Raw genomic sequence first — 16,981 nt, 5'->3', positions numbered from 1 at the left:
CTGACCCGTGACGCTTTATGGGTATTTCAAGTGGATAGCCGTCTTCTGGAAAAACGTTTCAGCACCAACATACACCGCTCGATGCGTTTCTCGTAAGGCGTACTAAAGGGAAACTCTGCCAAATCGGCTGGTGTATAACCAACGGCGTTTTGGCACAGCAGCCCCTCAAGGATGCGGGTCTGGCGCTTGCAAGGGCCGAGTATATCGAGCCGTCGGCGCCACGACGACCTCCCGACGCTCATTTGGTCGGTAAATAGGCGCTGTATCGCGGCTTTTTCCGGCAACTGTGCTCCTGCTCATATTAATTGCACGTCTGCTACGGAAATATTTCGCGGATCTGAACTGTTAACGGCTCAACGCTGTGCTTTTTCAAGCGATTTGCTATCTTGCCAAGCCTGCCGCAAGTCCCGGGCTTGCCGTCCTGACTACTATAAGAGAAGCCTTGCCATGTCCTCCGTGCCCGCAAGCAGTGCGCAACCTTCGCGCCCGCTGACCCGCAACGACTACAAAACCCTGTCGCTGTCTGCCTTGGGCGGGGCGCTGGAGTTCTACGACTTCATCATCTTCGTATTTTTTGCGACGGTAGTCGGGAAGCTGTTCTTCCCGGCGGACATGCCCGAATGGCTGCGCATGATGCAGACCTTCGGCATCTTCGCCGCCGGCTACCTGGCGCGGCCGCTGGGCGGGATCATCATGGCGCACTTCGGCGACCTGCTGGGGCGCAAGAAGATGTTCACCCTGAGCATCTTCATGATGGCCGTGCCGACCCTGATCATGGGCCTGCTGCCGACCTACGCGCAGATCGGCCTGTGGGCGCCGATCCTGTTGCTGCTGATGCGCGTGATCCAGGGCGCGGCGATTGGCGGTGAAGTGCCGGGCGCGTGGGTGTTCGTGTCCGAGCACGTGCCGCCCCGTCACATCGGTTATGCCTGCGGCACCCTGACCAGCGGCCTGACGGCCGGCATTCTGTTGGGTTCGCTGGTGGCCACCGCCATCAACACGCTCTACAGCCCGGAACAGGTGTCGGATTACGCCTGGCGCATTCCGTTCCTGCTGGGGGGTGTATTCGGCCTGTTGTCGGTGTACCTGCGTCGCTGGCTGCACGAAACCCCGATCTTCGCCGAGATGCAGCAGCGCAAGACCCTGGCGGCCGAGCTGCCGTTGCGCGCGGTGTTGCGTGACCATCGTGGCGCCATCGTACTGTCGATGCTGTTGACCTGGCTGCTGTCGGCCGGTGTGGTCGTGGTTATCCTGATGACGCCGACCGTGCTGCAAACGATCTACCACTTCAGCCCAACGGTGGCGCTGCAGGCCAATAGCCTGGCCATCGTCACCCTGAGCCTGGGGTGTATCGCTTCCGGCGCCCTGGCCGACCGTTTTGGTGCCGGGCGCGTGCTGATCATCGGTTGTGCCTTGTTGCTGGCAACGTCCTGGACGCTCTATCACAGCCTGATGGCTCACCCGGACTGGCTGTTCCCGCTGTACGCCTTGACCGGCCTGTTTGTAGGCACCATTGGCGTGGTGCCCTATGTCATGGTGAAAGCGTTCCCGCCGGTGGTGCGTTTCAGCGGTTTGTCGTTCTCCTACAACGTCGCCTACGCCGTATTCGGTGGCCTGACGCCGTTAGCGGTGTCGCTGCTGATGAAGGAGAGCCCGATGGGCCCTGCTTACTACGTGGCTGCCCTGTGCGTGATGGGGATGGCGGTGGGTGGGTACCTGTGGAAGCGCGGGCGCTGACACGTTTTTGAAAACTGCCGGACAACCTTGTGGCGAGGGAGCTTGCTCCCGTTGAACTGCGCAGCAGTTCCATTCTGGGGGCCGCTACGCGACCCAACGGGAGCAAGCTCCCTCGCCACAGATTTTGCCTTACAACGATTACAGATTGTTTCCACGAAATCGCTCCAACCTCCTCGCAAGCCCCGGATTTATTGGCGTTTCTCCTTCCTGTCAGTTTTTTCATAAATGCTGGCCTTTCATCTAATTGTCATATTCCAGACATAGAGTGTTCACACGGCCTACCGATACTTGGCCCCGATCCAACTATCCCTATCTGCTAGGAGCAAGGCATGAAACTGAAACGTTTGATGGCGGCAATGACTTTTGTCGCTGCTGGCGTTGCGACCGCTAACGCGGTAGCCGCTGGTGTTGACCCGGCGATTCCGGCTTACGTGAAGACCACTGGTGTGTCGGGCAACCTGTCCAGCGTTGGTTCCGATACCCTGGCAAACCTGATGACCCTGTGGGCTGAGGGTTACAAAAAGGAATACCCGAACGTCAACATCCAGATTCAGGCCGCCGGCTCCGCCACTGCACCTCCTGCACTGACTGAAGGCACCTCCAACCTGGGCCCGATGAGCCGCAAGATGAAGGACACCGAACTGGCTGCCTTCGAGCAGAAGTACGGCTACAAGCCAACCGCGATCCCGGTTGCCGTGGATGCCCTGGCCGTGTTCGTGCACAAGGACAACCCGATCCAGCACCTGACCATGGAGCAAGTCGACGCGATCTTCTCCTCGACTCGTCTGTGCGGCGCCAAGGCTGACGTCAAGACCTGGGGCGACCTGGGCGTGACCGGCGACCTGGCCAACAAGCCAGTGCAACTGTTCGGTCGCAACTCGGTATCCGGCACCTACGGCTACTTCAAGGAAGAAGCCCTGTGCAAAGGCGACTACAAGCCTAACGTGAACGAACAACCTGGTTCGGCGTCGGTTGTGCAGTCCATCAGCTCCTCGCTGAACGGCATCGGTTACTCGGGCATCGGTTACAAAACCGCCAGCGTGAAAACCGTGGCCCTGGCCAAGAAAGGCAGCACTGACTTCATCGAAGACAGCGAAGAAAATGCCCTGAACGGCAAATACCCGCTGTCGCGCTTCCTCTACGTCTACGTCAACAAAGCCCCGAACAAGCCTCTGGCCCCGCTGGAAGCCGAGTTCGTGAAGCTGGTTCTGTCCAAACAGGGCCAGGAAGTGGTAGTGAAAGACGGCTACATCCCGCTGCCAGCCAAAGTTGCCGCCAAGGCACTGGCTGACCTGGGCCTGAAAGAAGGTGGCAAATAAGCCGCCGGTAAACCTGCCTTGAACCGCGGTTTACCCACGGTTCAAGGCCCGGGCGGGGTTTGTAAGACCTGGACCTCGCCTCCCATTTTTTAATCCGCTGCCAGCCCTGCTACGCGGCGGATTTCTTGCGTCACTGCATTGTCATCTTTCTGTCATACAGGATCGCTAGGGTGTGCGCATGAATGATCTGGCCAATTCCACCATGACGACGACTTCTCCCCCCAAGCGCATTGATTTCAATACGCCTGAGCTGCAACGCAAGCGCCGCATCCGCGCGCTCAAGGATCGCCTGACCCGCTGGTACGTGCTGATTGGCGGCCTCGCCGTCCTGGGCGCGATCACCTTGATCTTCTTCTTCCTCGCCTACGTGGTCGCGCCGCTGTTCCACGGCGCCAACCTGACCAAGGAAGAGGCCCTCGCGCCTGCCTGGCTGCAGGACGCCGGCAAGCCGCTGATGATCTCCATGGAAGAACAGAACCAGGTCGCCATGCGGGTTTCCGACAAGGGCCAGGCGCTGTTCTTCAACGTTGACACGGGTGCCGAACTCAAGCGCGTTGACCTGCCGTTGCCTGCGGGCGTGACAGTCGCCTCCATTGGTGAAGACCAGCCCGGCAGCCCGCTGGTGATCCTCGGCCTGTCCAACGGCCAGTCCCTGGTTTTCCGTCACACCTATAAAGTGTCGTACCCGGACGGCAAGAAGACCATCTCGCCCGCCGTCGAATACCCTTACGGCGAAACACCGATCGTCCTCGACGAACAGGGCCGCTCCCTTGAGCATGTCGCCTTGAACGCGACCGACTCGACGCTGGTGGTGGCCGGTTCCAGTGGTGCCCATCTGAACGTGCTGTCCATCAGCCGTGAAGAAAACATGATGACCGAGGAAGTCACCACCGAGCAGAAGCGCATCGAACTGCCGCAAATGACCGAGCCGGTCAAAGCCATCTTCGTTGATCCGCGCCAGCAGTGGCTGTACGTGATCAACGGTCGCGCCCAGGCCGACGTTTTCAGCCTGCGGGACAACAGCCTCAACGGTCGCTATAAATTATTGGAAGACGGCGTGGCGCAAGTCACGGCCAGCACCCAGCTGGTGGGCGGCATCTCGCTGATCATCGGTAACTCCAGCGGTGGCCTGGCGCAGTGGTTCATGGCCCGCGACCCGGACGGCGAACAACGCCTGAAGCAGATCCGTACCTTCCAGATGGGCACCGCGCCTATCGTTGAAATCACTGCTGAAGAACGTCGCAAAGGCTTCACCGCCCTCGACGCTTCCGGCAAGTTCGGTGTGTTCCACAGCACTGCCCACCGTACGTTGCTGGTGGACCAGGTGGTCGACGGCAACGGTATCTTCGGCATGTCGCCACGGGCCAACCGGGTGATCGTCGAGGCCGGCGGCAAGCTGCAACCGCTGCTGCTGGACAACCCGCACCCTGAAGTTTCCTGGAGCGCGCTGTGGAGCAAGGTCTGGTACGAAAACTACGACGAACCTAAATACGTCTGGCAATCGACCGCCGCCAACACCGATTTCGAACCCAAGATGAGCCTGGCGCCCCTGACCTTCGGTACCCTGAAGGCCGCGTTCTACGCCATGCTGCTGGCCGCACCACTGGCCGTTGCCGCTGCGATCTACACCGCTTACTTCATGGCCCCGAGCCTGCGCCGCAAGGTCAAGCCGGTGATCGAATTGATGGAAGCGATGCCGACGGTGATCCTCGGCTTCTTCGCCGGCCTGTTCCTGGCGCCGTATGTCGAAGGGCATTTGCCGGGGATTTTCAGCCTGCTGATGCTGCTGCCGATCGGCATCCTGGTGGCCGGCTTCGTCTTCAGCCGCCTGCCTGAGTCGATCCGCCTGCGGGTCCCGGATGGCTGGGAAAGCGCGATCCTGATCCCGGTCATCCTGTTTGTGGGCTGGCTCTCGTTGTACATGAGCCCGTACCTGGAAACCTGGTTCTTCGGCGGCGACATGCGCATGTGGATCTCCCACGACCTGGGCATCACCTACGACCAGCGCAACGCCCTGGTAGTCGGCCTGGCCATGGGTTTCGCGGTGATCCCGAACATCTACTCCATCGCCGAAGACGCCGTGTTCAGCGTGCCGCGCGGCCTGACCCTGGGCTCCCTGGCCCTGGGCGCCACGCCATGGCAGACCATGACCCGCGTCGTGATCCTGACCGCCAGCCCGGGCATCTTCTCGGCGCTGATGATCGGCATGGGCCGCGCGGTCGGTGAAACCATGATCGTGCTGATGGCCACCGGCAACACGCCGGTGATGGAGATGAACCTGTTTGAAGGCCTGCGCACCCTGGCAGCCAACGTCGCGGTAGAAATGCCCGAATCGGAAGTCGGCGGCAGCCACTACCGCGTGCTGTTCCTCTCGGCGCTGGTGCTGCTGCTGTTCACCTTCATCATGAACACCCTCGCCGAGCTGATTCGTCAGCGTCTGCGCAAGAAATACTCGTCGCTTTAAGAAAGGTAGAAGTCTGTGAAACAGAACTCCCTGAATGGATGGTTCAAGAGCGGCGCCCCGGGCGTCTGGATCAGCGGTGGCGCGGTGTCCATCGCGGTCATCATGACCATTGGTTTGCTGGCCGTGATTGCCGTGCGTGGCCTGGGCCACTTCTGGCCGGCCGACCTGATCCAGGCCAACTACAACGTGCCGGGCCAGGAAAATCACATCGTCGTCGGCGAAGTGGTGCAGAAAGAAGAAGTGCCCCGCGAGCGCCTGAAAAGCGCTGGCTTGCCGGTGCCGGACCAAGGCCCGGAGTTCATGACCCGCGAGCTGATCAAGGTCGGCAACCGTGACTTGAACGGCAATGACTTCACCTGGATCGTCGGCGAGTGGCTGACCAACCAGACCAAGCCGGTCGAGTTGATGGCCATCGAGCGTCGTGAGTGGGGCAACTTCTACGGCACCCTGGTCAACGTCAAGCAGGACGGCAAGGTGATCGCCGAAGGCGAGGCGGCCTGGCCGGAACTGCAAGCCCGCGTGGACCGCGTCAACAAGCTCGCGGCCCAGCTCAAGACCCTCGAGAAGTCTGACATCGGCGCCATCAACGCCGGCCTCGAACGCATCCGTCTGCACGGTCGCAAACTGGAGCTGGAAGGCAAGCTGGACGCCACCGCCCAGGCCGACATGGACAGCGGCCGCGCCGAACTGAACAACCGCTACAAGGATATCGAAGCCCGCCTGGCCGACCTGCATACCCAGTTCAACCGCGACAGCCTGACCGCCCGCGATGCCAACGGCAAAGAAATCGAAATCGGCATTGGCAAGGTGGTGCACGCTTACCAGCCGAACGCCATGGGCTACATGACCAAGGTTGGTTTCTACTTCAGCAAGGTCTGGGAATTCCTCAGCGACGATCCACGGGAAGCCAACACCGAAGGCGGGATTTTCCCGGCGATCTTCGGCACCGTGATGATGACCCTGATCATGGCGATGATCGTGACCCCGTTCGGCGTGCTGGCGGCGGTGTACCTGCGTGAATACGCCAAGCAGAACACCCTGACGCGGATCATCCGCATCGCGGTGAACAACCTGGCCGGTGTACCCGCCATCGTTTACGGCGTGTTCGGCCTTGGCTTCTTTGTGTACGTACTGGGCGGCTCGGTTGACCGGCTGTTCTTCGCCGAGGCCTTGCCGGCACCGACCTTCGGTACGCCTGGCCTGCTCTGGGCATCCCTGACCCTGGCGCTGCTGGCAGTGCCGGTGGTGATCGTGGCCACTGAAGAAGGCCTGGCGCGGATTCCTCGCACCGTACGTGAAGGTTCTTTGGCACTGGGCGCGACCAAGGCGGAAACGCTGTGGAAGATCGTGCTGCCGATGGCCAGCCCGGCGATGATGACCGGCATGATCCTCGCCGTGGCCCGCGCCGCGGGTGAAGTGGCGCCGCTGATGCTGGTGGGTGTGGTGAAACTGGCGCCGTCGCTGCCGGTGGACGGCAACTACCCGTACCTGCATCTGGACCAGAAGATCATGCACCTGGGCTTCCATATTTATGACGTCGGCTTCCAGAGCCCCAACGTCGAAGCCGCGCGGCCGCTGGTGTACGCCACCGCCTTGCTGCTGGTGCTGGTGATCGCCACGCTCAACTTGTCGGCGGTGTGGATTCGTAACCACCTGCGCGAAAAATACAAAGCGCTGGACAGTTAATTGAAGTGAACGCGGACTAAATGTGGGAGCGGGCTTGCTCGCGAATGCGGTGTATCAGTCATACATGGGTCAACTGACCTGACGCCTTCGCGAGCAAGCCCGCTCCCACAAAACGAATTGGTAGCACAGGGAGCATCCCATGCAACATGAAACCCATTCCCACGGCATCAACATGTCAGCCCTGGGTCGCGACAAGCAGAGCCTGAGCCTGGCCCAGGAAACCGTGGCCATCGAAGTCCCGGGCCTGAGCCTGTACTACGGCGACAAGCAGGCGCTGTACGACGTCAGCATGAACATCCCGAAGCAGCGCGTGACCGCCTTCATCGGCCCGTCCGGTTGCGGCAAGTCGACCCTGCTGCGCACCTTCAACCGGATGAACGATCTGGTGGACGGCTGCCGCGTCGAGGGCGCGATCAACCTGTACGGCACCAACATCTACCGCAAGGGCGAAGACGTGGCCGAGCTGCGGCGCCGGGTGGGCATGGTGTTCCAGAAGCCCAACCCGTTTCCCAAGACCATCTACGAAAACGTGGTCTACGGCCTGCGTATCCAGGGCATCAACAAAAAGCGCGTCCTCGACGAAGCCGTTGAGTGGGCACTGAAAGGCGCGGCGCTGTGGGACGAGGTCAAGGATCGCCTGCACGAGTCGGCCCTCGGTTTGTCCGGCGGCCAGCAGCAACGTCTGGTGATCGCCCGCACCATCGCCGTGGAGCCGGAAGTGCTGCTGCTCGACGAACCGTGCTCGGCACTCGACCCCATCTCCACGTTGAAAGTCGAAGAGCTGATCTACGAACTCAAATCCAAGTTCACCATCGTCATCGTGACCCACAACATGCAACAGGCGGCGCGTGTTTCCGACTACACCGCGTTCATGTACATGGGCAAGCTGGTGGAATTTGGCGACACCGATACCCTGTTCACCAACCCGGCGAAGAAGCAGACCGAAGACTACATCACCGGTCGCTACGGCTAGCAGGTGGCTGGTTGCTCACTGAACTGATGCTGCGGTCGACCGCACCTTACTGGACGTTCCAAGGACGCCAACATGATTAGCAAAGAAGGCCTTACCCATCACATCTCCGCGCAGTTCAACGCCGAGCTTGAGGAGGTGCGCAGCCACCTCCTGGCCATGGGCGGGCTGGTGGAGAAGCAAGTCAACGACGCCGTCACCGCGCTGATCGAGGCCGACTCGGGCCTGGCCCAGCAAGTGCGCGAGATCGATGACCAGATCAACCAGATGGAACGCAACATCGACGAAGAATGCCTGCGCATCCTGGCCCGTCGTCAGCCGGCGGCGTCCGACCTGCGTTTGATCATCAGCATCTCCAAGTCGGTGATCGACCTGGAGCGCATCGGTGACGAAGCCACCAAGATCGCCCGCCGCGCCATCCAGTTGTGTGAGGAAGGCGAAGCGCCGCGTGGTTATGTCGAAGTGCGCCACATCGGTGACCAGGTGCGCAACATGGTTCGCGACGCCCTCGACGCGTTTGCCCGTTTCGACGCCGAGCTGGCGTTGTCGGTGGCCCAATACGACAAGACCATCGACCGCGAATACAAGACGGCGCTGCGCGAACTGGCGACCTACATGATGGAAGACCCGCGCTCTATCTCACGGGTACTGAGCATCATCTGGGTACTGCGTTCGCTGGAACGCATCGGCGACCACGCACGCAACATCTCGGAACTGGTGATTTACCTGGTGCGGGGTACCGACGTGCGGCACATGGGCCTCAAGCGGATGAAAGCAGAAGTTGAAGGTACGACCGATCAAATCCCTAATGTTCCGGGCGTTCCTGACGATAAGTAAGATTGCCCGAGAAATAAACGCCCGGCCTTTGGTCGGGCGTTTTCGTTTGTGGTGTTGGAATTTTTGGCAAAACGCCATCAGCGAAGCGTTATGCTTGCCGGGGTTTTTATAGGATGAAGGGTCGATGAGCAAAGTCAGTGTATTGGTGGTGGATGACGCCTCGTTTATTCGCGACCTGGTGAAGAAGTGCCTGCGTAACTACTTCCCGGGGATCAAGATCGAAGATGCGGTGAACGGCAAAAAGGCCCAGGCCATCCTGATGCGCGAAACCTTCGACATGGTGCTGTGCGACTGGGAAATGCCGGAAATGTCCGGCCTGGAACTGTTGACCTGGTGCCGTGAACAGCCTCATCTCAAAGCCATGCCTTTCGTCATGGTGACCAGCCGTGGCGACAAGGAAAACGTGGTGCAGGCGATCCAGGCCGGGGTTTCCGGCTACGTCAGCAAGCCATTCACCAACGAGCAGTTGCTGAACAAGGTCAAGCAGGCACTGAACAAGATTGGCCGCCTCGACGCGCTGATCGCCAGCGCACCGACCAAGATGAACTCGGCGTTCGGTAACGATTCCCTCAGCGCCCTCACTGGTGGCAAGCCTGACGCAGTCAAGCCGGCCCCGGTGGCCGCGCCCAGCAAAGGCCTGCTCAACAGCCCGCCGGTGCAGGTGGCTGCGGCAGCGTCGCCTGCCAGCGGTCGTGGCCAGGGCCAGTTGCGCCTGTCCAGTGGCACCCAGCAGTGTGTGATCAAGGCCCTGAGTATCAAGGAGGCGCTGCTGGTGGTACGTCGTGGTGAAATCCTGCCTCAGGTACTGGAAAGCGCCGTGCTCGACCTGGAGCAGGGTGAGAACGCTGAAGTGGCGCGTCTGAATGGCTACCTGCATGCCGTGGTGGCCTACGAGCCCAAGCCCGACAGTGACTGGCTGCAACTGACCTTCCGGTTTATCGACCAGGATGCGCAGAAGCTTGACTACATTTCGCGGCTGATCGCCCGCGGGACCGCACAGAAGCATTTTGTGCCGGGTGCGTGACTTGATGGGGTCTCCAAAAAACCTGTGGCGAGGGGGCTTGTCCCCCGTTGGGCTGCGTAGCGGCCCCAAACCCTGTAATTGAGTTCTGCCTGACCCTGCGCGATAACTCTACTGGGGCCGCTGCGCAGCCCAACGGGGGACAAGCCCCCTCGCCACAGGGTTAGTGCTTGGTTCACATAGCACTGTCATGATCCCTTGTTAGCCTGCCATCCAGTCGTCCCTGGCAGGCCAACCCGATGCTCGTGCGCTCACTGCTGTTGTGTGGACTGTTCGCCGTTGTCATGCCGGCGATGTCCATGACCCTCTACAAATCCATCGACGCCGACGGCGCTGTGGTCTTCAGCGACCGGTACACGCCCGGGGCACAGGCGTTTGTGTATCAGGAGCGGGTGATTCCCAAGCCTGTATATCCGTCGCAACCCGCTTCCTATCGTTATCCCTTGCCCTGGCGTGGCGGGCCGTTCCGTCTCACCCAAGGCCCCAACGGTACCTTCAGCCACTCCGAGCTCAAAAGCCGTTATGCGATGGACATTGCCATGCCTGAAGGCACGCCAATCATCGCGGCACGTGGCGGTGTCGTACTGAAAACCGAGAACGAGCAGAGCGGGCGCGGCAGCGATCCATCGGGCAATTTCGTGCGGGTGCAGCACGATGACGGCACGCAAGGCGTGTACCTGCACCTCAAGCAAGGGTCGGTCAGCGTCAGGGAAGGGCAGCGCGTGGCGGTGGGCAGCCCGCTGGCGCTGTCGGGCAATACCGGCAACAGCAGCGGGCCGCATCTGCATTTTGTGGTGCAGCGCACGACGGCGTCGGGGCTGGTGTCGATTCCCTATGAGTTCAACCAGCCGGTGCAGGCGTTGCCCAACTTTGCGTTGGGCACGCGGTAAGGCTTTTGTAGGAGCGAGCTTGCTCGCGAAAAACCTGAGGGCGCTGCCGGGTGTCAGGATCCCAGCGTTATCGTTAACGTCCTTCGCGAGCAAGCTCGCTCCTACAGGGGGTGTGCCCTAGTCGAGCAACAGCACCTTGGCCAACACGATCTTCGGCCCTTTCATCTTCTTGATGATGATGCGCAGGCCTTCGACTTCCAGCACTTCTTCCTCTTCCGGCACCCGTTTCAGGGTGTCGTAGATCAGCCCGGCCAGGGTTTCGGCTTCGATGTGGTCCAGGTCGACGCCCAGCAGGCGCTCCACCTTGAACAGCGGCGTGTCGCCACGCACCAGCAATTTGCCCGGCTGGTAAGCGAGGATGCCGCGCTCGGCCTTGCGGTGTTCGTCCTGGATGTCGCCTACCAGTACTTCCAGAACGTCTTCCATGGTCAGGTAGCCGATGACCTTGCCGTCGGCCTCTTCCACCAGGGCGAAGTGCGCGCCGCCTTTACGGAACTGCTCGAGCAGTTGCGACAGCGGCATATGGCGCGATACGCGTTCCAGCGGGCGGGTCAGCTCGGCCAGGTTGAACGACTCGGGAATGTGGTCCAGGGCCGCCAGTTCCAGCAGCAGGTCCTTGATGTGCAGCAGGCCGACGAACTCGTTGCGCACGGCGTCGTACACCGGGTAACGGCTGAACTTGTGGCGACGGAACAGCGCCAGGATTTCCTTGAGCGGTGCGTTGAAGTCCAGGGTCACCAGGTCTTCCCGGGAGTTGGCCCAGTCCACCACTTCCAGCTCGCCCATTTCCACGGCGGAGGCCAGCACGCGCATGCCTTGGTCGCTCGGGTCCTGGCCACGGCTGGAGTGCAGGATCAGTTTCAGTTCTTCACGGCTGTAATGGTGCTCGTGATGCGGGCCAGGCTCGCCTTGGCCGGCGATGCGCAGGATGGCGTTGGCACTGGCGTTGAGCAGGTAGATCGCCGGGTACATGGCCCAGTAGAACAGGTACAGCGGCACGGCGGTCCACAGCGACAGCAACTCGGGCTTGCGAATGGCCCAGGACTTGGGCGCCAGTTCACCGACCACGATGTGCAGGTACGAGATCACGAAGAAGGCGGCAAAGAACGACACGCCCTTGATCACTTCCGGCGACTGCACACCGATCGCCCCCAGCAACGGCTCGAGGATGTGCGCGAAGGCCGGCTCACCGACCCAGCCCAGGCCCAGGGAGGCGAGGGTGATACCCAACTGGCAGGCCGACAGATAGGCGTCGAGCTGGCTGTGTACGGTGCGCAGGATCTGCCCGCGCCAGCCGTTCTTGTGGGCGATGGCCTCGACCCGGGTCGAGCGCAGTTTGACCATGGCAAATTCCGCCGCAACGAAAAAGCCGTTGAGCAGTACCAGGATCAGTGCAAAAAGAATCATGCCGAAGTCGGCGAAGAGTGTCGCGAGGGTGATGCCAGGGGAAGGGTCCATGATGGGGTTTTGCGGGTTCCGTCTAATCGAAAAGGGTGAGCAGGTGGGCCTGAAAGGCAGGCGCAAGTCCGCCAATGTAGCGGCTGACGGGGCGCTTGCCTAGTGGCGGCTGCCGGGCGGAGGGTCACTCGTCCTGATGAAGGACCCGGGAACGTGTCACCTGGGCCGGCGGGAAATGGCAGGTAAAGGTACTGCCGTGGCCGAGCACGCTACTGATTTCCAGCCGCGCGCGATGGCGCAGCAGCACATGTTTGACGATGGCCAGGCCGAGCCCGGTGCCGCCGGTGTTGGAGTTGCGGCTGGAGTCGACGCGGTAGAAACGCTCGGTGAGGCGCGGCAAATGCTTGGCGTCGATGCCCATCCCGGAGTCCTGCACGCTGAGGTGTGCGCCCTGGTCGTCGGCCCACCAGCGGATGCGGATGTTGCCTTTGTCCTGGGTGTATTTGACGGCGTTGAACACCAGGTTGGAAAACGCGCTGCGCAGCTCGCCCTCGCTGCCCTTGAGCAGGATCGACGGGTCGGCTTCAAGGGTGATCTGCTGTTCACGCTGCCCGGACAATGCCTGGGCGTCGCTCTTGATCGTCTGCAACAGGCTTTGCACCGGCACCGGATGGTTGTCCGAGGGGTAATCGGTGGCTTCCAGCTTGGCCAGCAACAGCAGGTCGTTGAGCAGGGTTTGCATGCGCGAGCCTTGCTGCTGCATCTGTTGCAGGGCACGGGTCCAGCGCGGGTTCACGTCTTCGACGTTATCGAGCAGCGTCTCCAGATAACCGCAGATCACTGTCAGCGGTGTGCGCAGTTCGTGGGAGACGTTGGCGACGAAGTCCTTGCGCATCTGTTCCAGCTGATGGATGCGTGTGACATCACGCACCAGCATCAAGTGTTCGTTATTGCCGTAGCGCGTCAGGTACAGCTGGATACGCACGCGGTCGTTGGTCGGTGACGGGATTTCCAGGGCTTCTTCGTAGTTGTCCTGCTCGAAATACTCCTTGAAACGCGGGTGGCGCACCAGGTTGGTCACCGGCTGGCCGCTGTCCTGGGGCGTCTTGAGGCCCAGCAAGGTCTCTGCGGCGCGGTTCCACCATTCCAGGTTGCCGTCGCTGTCGAGCATGATGACGGCGTCTTTCAGCGCAGCGGTGGACTCCTGGACCCGATCGATTACCGCCTGAAGCCGCCCGCGTACACGCTGGTCGCGGCGTTGCAGGTGGTAGATGCTGTCGAACACCTCGCCCCACAGGCCGTAGCCGTCGGGTGGTGCTTCGTCGGGTTTGTGCTGGCGCAGCCATTCGTGCAGGCGCAGCAGTTGCTTGAGGGTCCAGCCCAGGTAAAGGCCCAGGCCGACGGCCAGGCTCCAGCCGTAATAGCCGCTGACCAGGCCCACCAGCAGGCAGCCGGTGATCAACAGGAGCATGTGGCGGATCAGGGTGCCATGCCAGTTTTGGTTCACTTAAACACGCGTCCTTTCAGCTGTCTGGGCAGTTCGGGCTGGCTCAGCCTTTGGTGGAAAACCGGTAGCCGGTGCCGCGCACGGTTTGTACCAGATTCTCGTAAGCGTCGCCCAAGGCTTTGCGCAAGCGGCGGATATGCACGTCGACGGTGCGCTCTTCCACATACACATTGCCGCCCCAGACCTGGTCCAGCAGTTGGCCGCGGGTGTAGGCGCGCTCCTGGTGGGTCATGAAGAATTGCAGCAGGCGGTATTCGGTAGGGCCCATCTCGGCGGGTTTGCCGTCGATGGTCACGCGGTGGCTGATCGGGTCAAGGATCAGGCCGTCGACTTCGATAGGCGCTTCACCATCGGTGGGGCCGGCACGGCGCAGAACGGCTTTCAGACGGGCGACCAGTTCCCGTGGGGAAAAGGGCTTGGTGATGTAGTCATCGGCGCCGACTTCCAGGCCCTGGATCTTGTTGTCCTCTTCGCCCTTGGCGGTGAGCATGATGATCGGGATATCCCCGGTCAGCTCGTCACGCTTGAGGCGGCGGGCCAGTTCGATGCCGGAGGTGCCGGGCAGCATCCAGTCCAGCAGGATCAGGTCCGGCTTGCGGTCGACGATAATGGCATGGGCCTGCTGGGAGTTCTCCGCCTCCAGGCAGTCATAGCCGGCCATTTCCAACGCAACGGCGATCATCTCGCGAATGGGCGCTTCGTCGTCAACGATCAGAATGCTCCTGCCAACCATGCTAAATCCTCTTGTCATTTAACTGTCTTGCGCCGCATTAGATAACGGAATTATTGCAGTCGTGTGACAGTAATTTAGTCGCTTGGGCAATCCTTGCCTCTCTGGACTACGCTTTGGGTCCGAATCCTGACAACCACAAAAGGAAGGTTCCCATGACTCACAGTACTTTTTCCTGGAAAGCCCTGCTGGTAACGGCCGCGTTAACGCTGCCGACACTGGCGTTTGCGGCAGACCCGGCGATGACCAAGGACGGGATGCTGGTGGACCACAACGGCATGACCCTCTACACCTTTGCCAAGGACGCTGATGGCAAATCCATGTGCAACGACAAGTGCGCCACCAACTGGCCGCCGTTGATGGCCGAATCCACCGACAAGCCCATGGGCAAGTGGACCGTGATCACCCGTGACGACCAGAAAAGCCAGTGGGCCTACAGCGGCAAGCCGCTCTACACCTTCATCATGGACAAGAAGGCCGGTGACATGACCGGCGAAGGCAAAATGGACGGGGCGTGGAAGGTCGCCAAGCCTTGATGTGAGCCGGATAAGGGTGAGGGGCCTGGCCTCTCACCGAAATCCGTAGTCCGCGACAATCCCGACAAAAATCGCCAACCCGGCCCAGTGGTTGTGCAAAAACGCCTTGAAGCATTTGAGCCGGTCCTTGTCCCGGGTGTACCAGAACTCCCAGGCAAAACACCCGGCCGCCGCCAGCAAGCCCAGGTGGAACCAGCCGCCCAGCTCAAAACGCATCCCCGCCAGCCACAGGCACACCAGTGCCAGGCCCTGCAGGGTCAGGATGATCACCCGGTCGGCATCGCCGAACAGAATCGCGGTGGATTTGACCCCGATTTTCAGGTCATCGTCGCGATCGGTCATGGCGTAGTACGTGTCGTATCCCACCGTCCACAACAGGTTGGCGATGTACAACAGCCATGCCGCGGCGGGCAGGCTGCCCGTCTCGGCGGTGAACGCCATCGGCATGCCCCACGAGAACGCCGCGCCCAATACCACCTGCGGGTAATAGGTGTAGCGCTTCATGAACGGGTAGCTGGCCGCCAGCGCGAGGCCGCCCAGGGACAGCCAGATCGTCATGGAGTTGGTCAGCAACACCAGCAGGAAACTGATGACCATCAGCACCGCGAAGAACACCAGGGCCTCTTTCGAGCTGATCCTGCCGCTGACCAGCGGGCGCTGTTCGGTGCGTTTCACATGGCCGTCGACCTTGCGATCGGCCCAGTCATTGATGACGCAACCGCCGGCCCGAGTGAGTATCACGCCGAGCACGAAGATCAGGATATTGAGCAGCGATGGCGAACCCTTGCCGGCAATCCACAGCGCCCACAGCGTGGGCCACAGCAGCAGGTAAATGCCGATGGGCTTGTCCATGCGGGTCAACTGGATGAAGTCCCAGGCCCTTGGGTTCAGGTGATTCAGGGATTTGAGCAGGCGCTGGTACATCAGAAACGCTCCGGATGGTCGTGCACGGCTTGCCACAGGGTGGGCAGGAAGATCTCGGCCACCAGCACGCTCAGCGGCCCGCGGTCGAAGCGCGAGCGGCGTGCCCACAGGTGATCGGCCTGGTCCGCCGGGGGCAGCCATTCCCGTGGGTAGCGGCACACCTCGATGGCCTGGCGCGTGAAGGCGTGGTCACAAAACAGCAATTCCCCGAGAGACCGGCTGCCCAACTCATCCATGTGCAAGCCGTCGCCCTGCAAGGCGCTGCGGGCCGCCACGCTGCGGGCAAACACCCACGGCTGGCCATGGCCACGCAAATACACCTCGCGCACCCAGCCGATGCTGGCGGCGGGCAAGTCCAGGGTGGCGCATTCGTCGTCTCGCAGTGGCTGCCAGCCTTCGAACAACGGCGTCACGCTGAAGCCATCGTCGGACAGGCGCGTCAGGCGCCGGGTCAGCGAGCCTTCATCGAACAGCCAGTTGAGTGTCAGCGGCGTGGGCAGTGGGCTCAGAAGGCTCTGGGTCAGCCATCGGCAAGCATCGGGAAGGGCGTTTGAATGCGGCACGGAGGGTCATTATTGGCAGTTAATGAGGCGGCGAGCTTACCATGGTGCCCTGGACTTTTGCCGGAGTGCGCCAGGCCCATGCGTCGATCATGCTTGCATCTGCGCCTGCTGATCAGTACAAAACGCCCTGAGCCGCACGGCAAGGTTGCATCTATCGACCGTCGGCCAACGCGCCTGGACCTGAGGAAACAAGTAATGAAGAAGTGGCAATGTGTCGTCTGTGGCCTGATCTACGACGAGAAAGACGGATGGCCGGATGACGGTATCGCGCCGGGCACCCTGTGGCAGGACGTCCCCGAAGACTGGCTGTGCCCGGACTGCGGCGTGGGCAAAATGGATTTCGAAATGATCGAAATCGGCTGATTGCTGATTTAAATCGCAATTCAAGAACCGTACTAA

Annotated in this window: 15 protein-coding genes and 1 pseudogene; 10 read left to right on the top strand and 6 right to left on the bottom strand. The window is 61.2% G+C overall.

Annotated elements, in window-relative coordinates; translation table 11 throughout:
- The first annotated feature begins 447 nt into the window (after positions 1 to 447).
- The 8 genes from HX818_RS14530 to HX818_RS14495 all read left to right on the top strand — a co-directional run bounded on the left by HX818_RS14530 (position 448) and on the right by HX818_RS14495 (position 10,924).
- A complete protein-coding gene (locus tag HX818_RS14530) occupies positions 448 to 1,737 on the top strand; it encodes an MFS transporter (protein ID WP_003213403.1) in 1,290 nt (429 codons plus the stop codon).
- A gap of 329 nt (positions 1,738 to 2,066) precedes the next feature.
- Positions 2,067 to 3,056: a phosphate ABC transporter substrate-binding protein PstS gene (locus HX818_RS14525; RefSeq protein WP_003213401.1), complete on the top strand. Its 990-nt coding sequence runs from the start codon at positions 2,067 to 2,069 to the stop codon at positions 3,054 to 3,056.
- A gap of 430 nt (positions 3,057 to 3,486) precedes the next feature.
- Positions 3,487 to 5,520: an ABC transporter permease subunit gene (locus HX818_RS14520; protein ID WP_174717804.1), complete on the top strand. Its 2,034-nt coding sequence runs from the start codon at positions 3,487 to 3,489 to the stop codon at positions 5,518 to 5,520.
- A gap of 15 nt (positions 5,521 to 5,535) precedes the next feature.
- Positions 5,536 to 7,206: a phosphate ABC transporter permease PstA gene (pstA, locus tag HX818_RS14515; protein ID WP_008439475.1), complete on the top strand. Its 1,671-nt coding sequence runs from the start codon at positions 5,536 to 5,538 to the stop codon at positions 7,204 to 7,206.
- Positions 7,207 to 7,345: 139 nt separating this feature from the next.
- Entirely contained in the window at positions 7,346 to 8,179 is an 834-nt protein-coding gene (gene pstB, locus HX818_RS14510) for a phosphate ABC transporter ATP-binding protein PstB (protein ID WP_003213395.1), read from the top strand.
- 72 nt (positions 8,180 to 8,251) lie between these two features.
- Positions 8,252 to 9,013, top strand: coding sequence for a phosphate signaling complex protein PhoU (gene phoU / locus HX818_RS14505; protein ID WP_003213392.1), 762 nt, complete (start codon positions 8,252 to 8,254; stop codon positions 9,011 to 9,013).
- Positions 9,014 to 9,137: 124 nt separating this feature from the next.
- The gene (locus HX818_RS14500; protein WP_003213389.1) at positions 9,138 to 10,037 is read left to right on the top strand and encodes a response regulator; all 900 of its coding nucleotides are present in this window, start codon (positions 9,138 to 9,140) and stop codon (positions 10,035 to 10,037) included.
- Between the two features lie 236 nt (positions 10,038 to 10,273).
- A complete protein-coding gene (locus tag HX818_RS14495) occupies positions 10,274 to 10,924 on the top strand; it encodes a M23 family metallopeptidase (protein ID WP_008439474.1) in 651 nt (216 codons plus the stop codon).
- A 6-nt stretch (positions 10,925 to 10,930) separates the two neighbouring features.
- On the opposite strand, the pseudogene HX818_RS31250 reads toward HX818_RS14495, so the two are convergent.
- The 4 genes and pseudogenes from HX818_RS31250 to phoB form a co-directional block, all read right to left on the bottom strand.
- A pseudogene (locus tag HX818_RS31250) lies at positions 10,931 to 11,017 on the bottom strand (outer membrane lipoprotein carrier protein LolA); the annotation flags it as partial.
- 24 nt (positions 11,018 to 11,041) lie between these two features.
- Positions 11,042 to 12,382: a hemolysin family protein gene (locus tag HX818_RS14490; protein ID WP_003213385.1), complete on the bottom strand. Its 1,341-nt coding sequence runs from the start codon at positions 12,380 to 12,382 to the stop codon at positions 11,042 to 11,044.
- A gap of 124 nt (positions 12,383 to 12,506) precedes the next feature.
- Positions 12,507 to 13,829 carry a phosphate regulon sensor histidine kinase PhoR gene (gene phoR / locus HX818_RS14485; protein WP_008439473.1) on the bottom strand — a complete coding sequence of 441 codons (1,323 nt, stop codon included), beginning with the start codon at positions 13,827 to 13,829 and terminating at the stop codon, positions 12,507 to 12,509.
- Between the two features lie 43 nt (positions 13,830 to 13,872).
- Positions 13,873 to 14,562 (bottom strand): phosphate regulon transcriptional regulator PhoB, encoded by a 690-nt coding sequence (gene phoB, locus HX818_RS14480; RefSeq protein ID WP_003195617.1) that lies wholly within the window; start codon positions 14,560 to 14,562, stop codon positions 13,873 to 13,875.
- A gap of 152 nt (positions 14,563 to 14,714) precedes the next feature.
- Between phoB and HX818_RS14475 the strand changes: the two genes are divergently transcribed.
- The gene (locus HX818_RS14475) at positions 14,715 to 15,095 is read left to right on the top strand and encodes a hypothetical protein (protein WP_003213380.1); all 381 of its coding nucleotides are present in this window, start codon (positions 14,715 to 14,717) and stop codon (positions 15,093 to 15,095) included.
- A gap of 33 nt (positions 15,096 to 15,128) precedes the next feature.
- On the opposite strand, the gene ubiA is transcribed toward HX818_RS14475, so the two are convergent.
- Both ubiA and HX818_RS14465 read right to left on the bottom strand, forming a co-directional pair.
- A complete protein-coding gene (ubiA, locus tag HX818_RS14470) occupies positions 15,129 to 16,019 on the bottom strand; it encodes a 4-hydroxybenzoate octaprenyltransferase (protein WP_177009045.1) in 891 nt (296 codons plus the stop codon).
- Positions 16,019 to 16,582, bottom strand: coding sequence for a chorismate lyase (locus HX818_RS14465; protein ID WP_177009046.1), 564 nt, complete (start codon positions 16,580 to 16,582; stop codon positions 16,019 to 16,021). Before HX818_RS14465 ends, ubiA begins: the two co-directional genes overlap by 1 nt.
- Positions 16,583 to 16,777: 195 nt before the next feature.
- Here HX818_RS14465 and HX818_RS14460 point away from each other — a divergent pair, with 195 nt between their 5' ends.
- Positions 16,778 to 16,945, top strand: coding sequence for a rubredoxin (locus HX818_RS14460; protein ID WP_003213373.1), 168 nt, complete (start codon positions 16,778 to 16,780; stop codon positions 16,943 to 16,945).
- Positions 16,946 to 16,981: the final 36 nt, after the last annotated feature.

It is taken from the genome of Pseudomonas sp. F9001, assembly GCF_013385435.1.
In the GTDB taxonomy this organism is placed as follows: Bacteria; Pseudomonadota; Gammaproteobacteria; order Pseudomonadales; family Pseudomonadaceae; genus Aquipseudomonas.
Note: the sequence above shows the minus strand (reverse complement) of the source record. Positions and strands in the feature narration are given on the sequence as shown.

Excerpts from the sequence above, each read along its gene's own strand:
- HX818_RS14525 (WP_003213401.1), top strand. The coding sequence starts at position 2,067 with ATGAAACTGAAACGTTTGATGGCGGCAATGACTTTTGTCGCTGCTGGC.
- HX818_RS14495 (WP_008439474.1), top strand. The coding sequence starts at position 10,274 with ATGCTCGTGCGCTCACTGCTGTTGTGTGGACTGTTCGCCGTTGTCATG.
- HX818_RS14460 (WP_003213373.1), top strand. The coding sequence starts at position 16,778 with ATGAAGAAGTGGCAATGTGTCGTCTGTGGCCTGATCTACGACGAGAAA.
- pstB (WP_003213395.1), top strand. The coding sequence starts at position 7,346 with ATGCAACATGAAACCCATTCCCACGGCATCAACATGTCAGCCCTGGGT.
- phoB (WP_003195617.1), bottom strand. The coding sequence starts at position 14,562 with ATGGTTGGCAGGAGCATTCTGATCGTTGACGACGAAGCGCCCATTCGC.
- HX818_RS14530 (WP_003213403.1), top strand. The coding sequence starts at position 448 with ATGTCCTCCGTGCCCGCAAGCAGTGCGCAACCTTCGCGCCCGCTGACC.
- phoU (WP_003213392.1), top strand. The coding sequence starts at position 8,252 with ATGATTAGCAAAGAAGGCCTTACCCATCACATCTCCGCGCAGTTCAAC.
- ubiA (WP_177009045.1), bottom strand. The coding sequence starts at position 16,019 with ATGTACCAGCGCCTGCTCAAATCCCTGAATCACCTGAACCCAAGGGCC.
- HX818_RS14490 (WP_003213385.1), bottom strand. The coding sequence starts at position 12,382 with ATGGACCCTTCCCCTGGCATCACCCTCGCGACACTCTTCGCCGACTTC.
- HX818_RS14475 (WP_003213380.1), top strand. The coding sequence starts at position 14,715 with ATGACTCACAGTACTTTTTCCTGGAAAGCCCTGCTGGTAACGGCCGCG.
- HX818_RS14500 (WP_003213389.1), top strand. The coding sequence starts at position 9,138 with ATGAGCAAAGTCAGTGTATTGGTGGTGGATGACGCCTCGTTTATTCGC.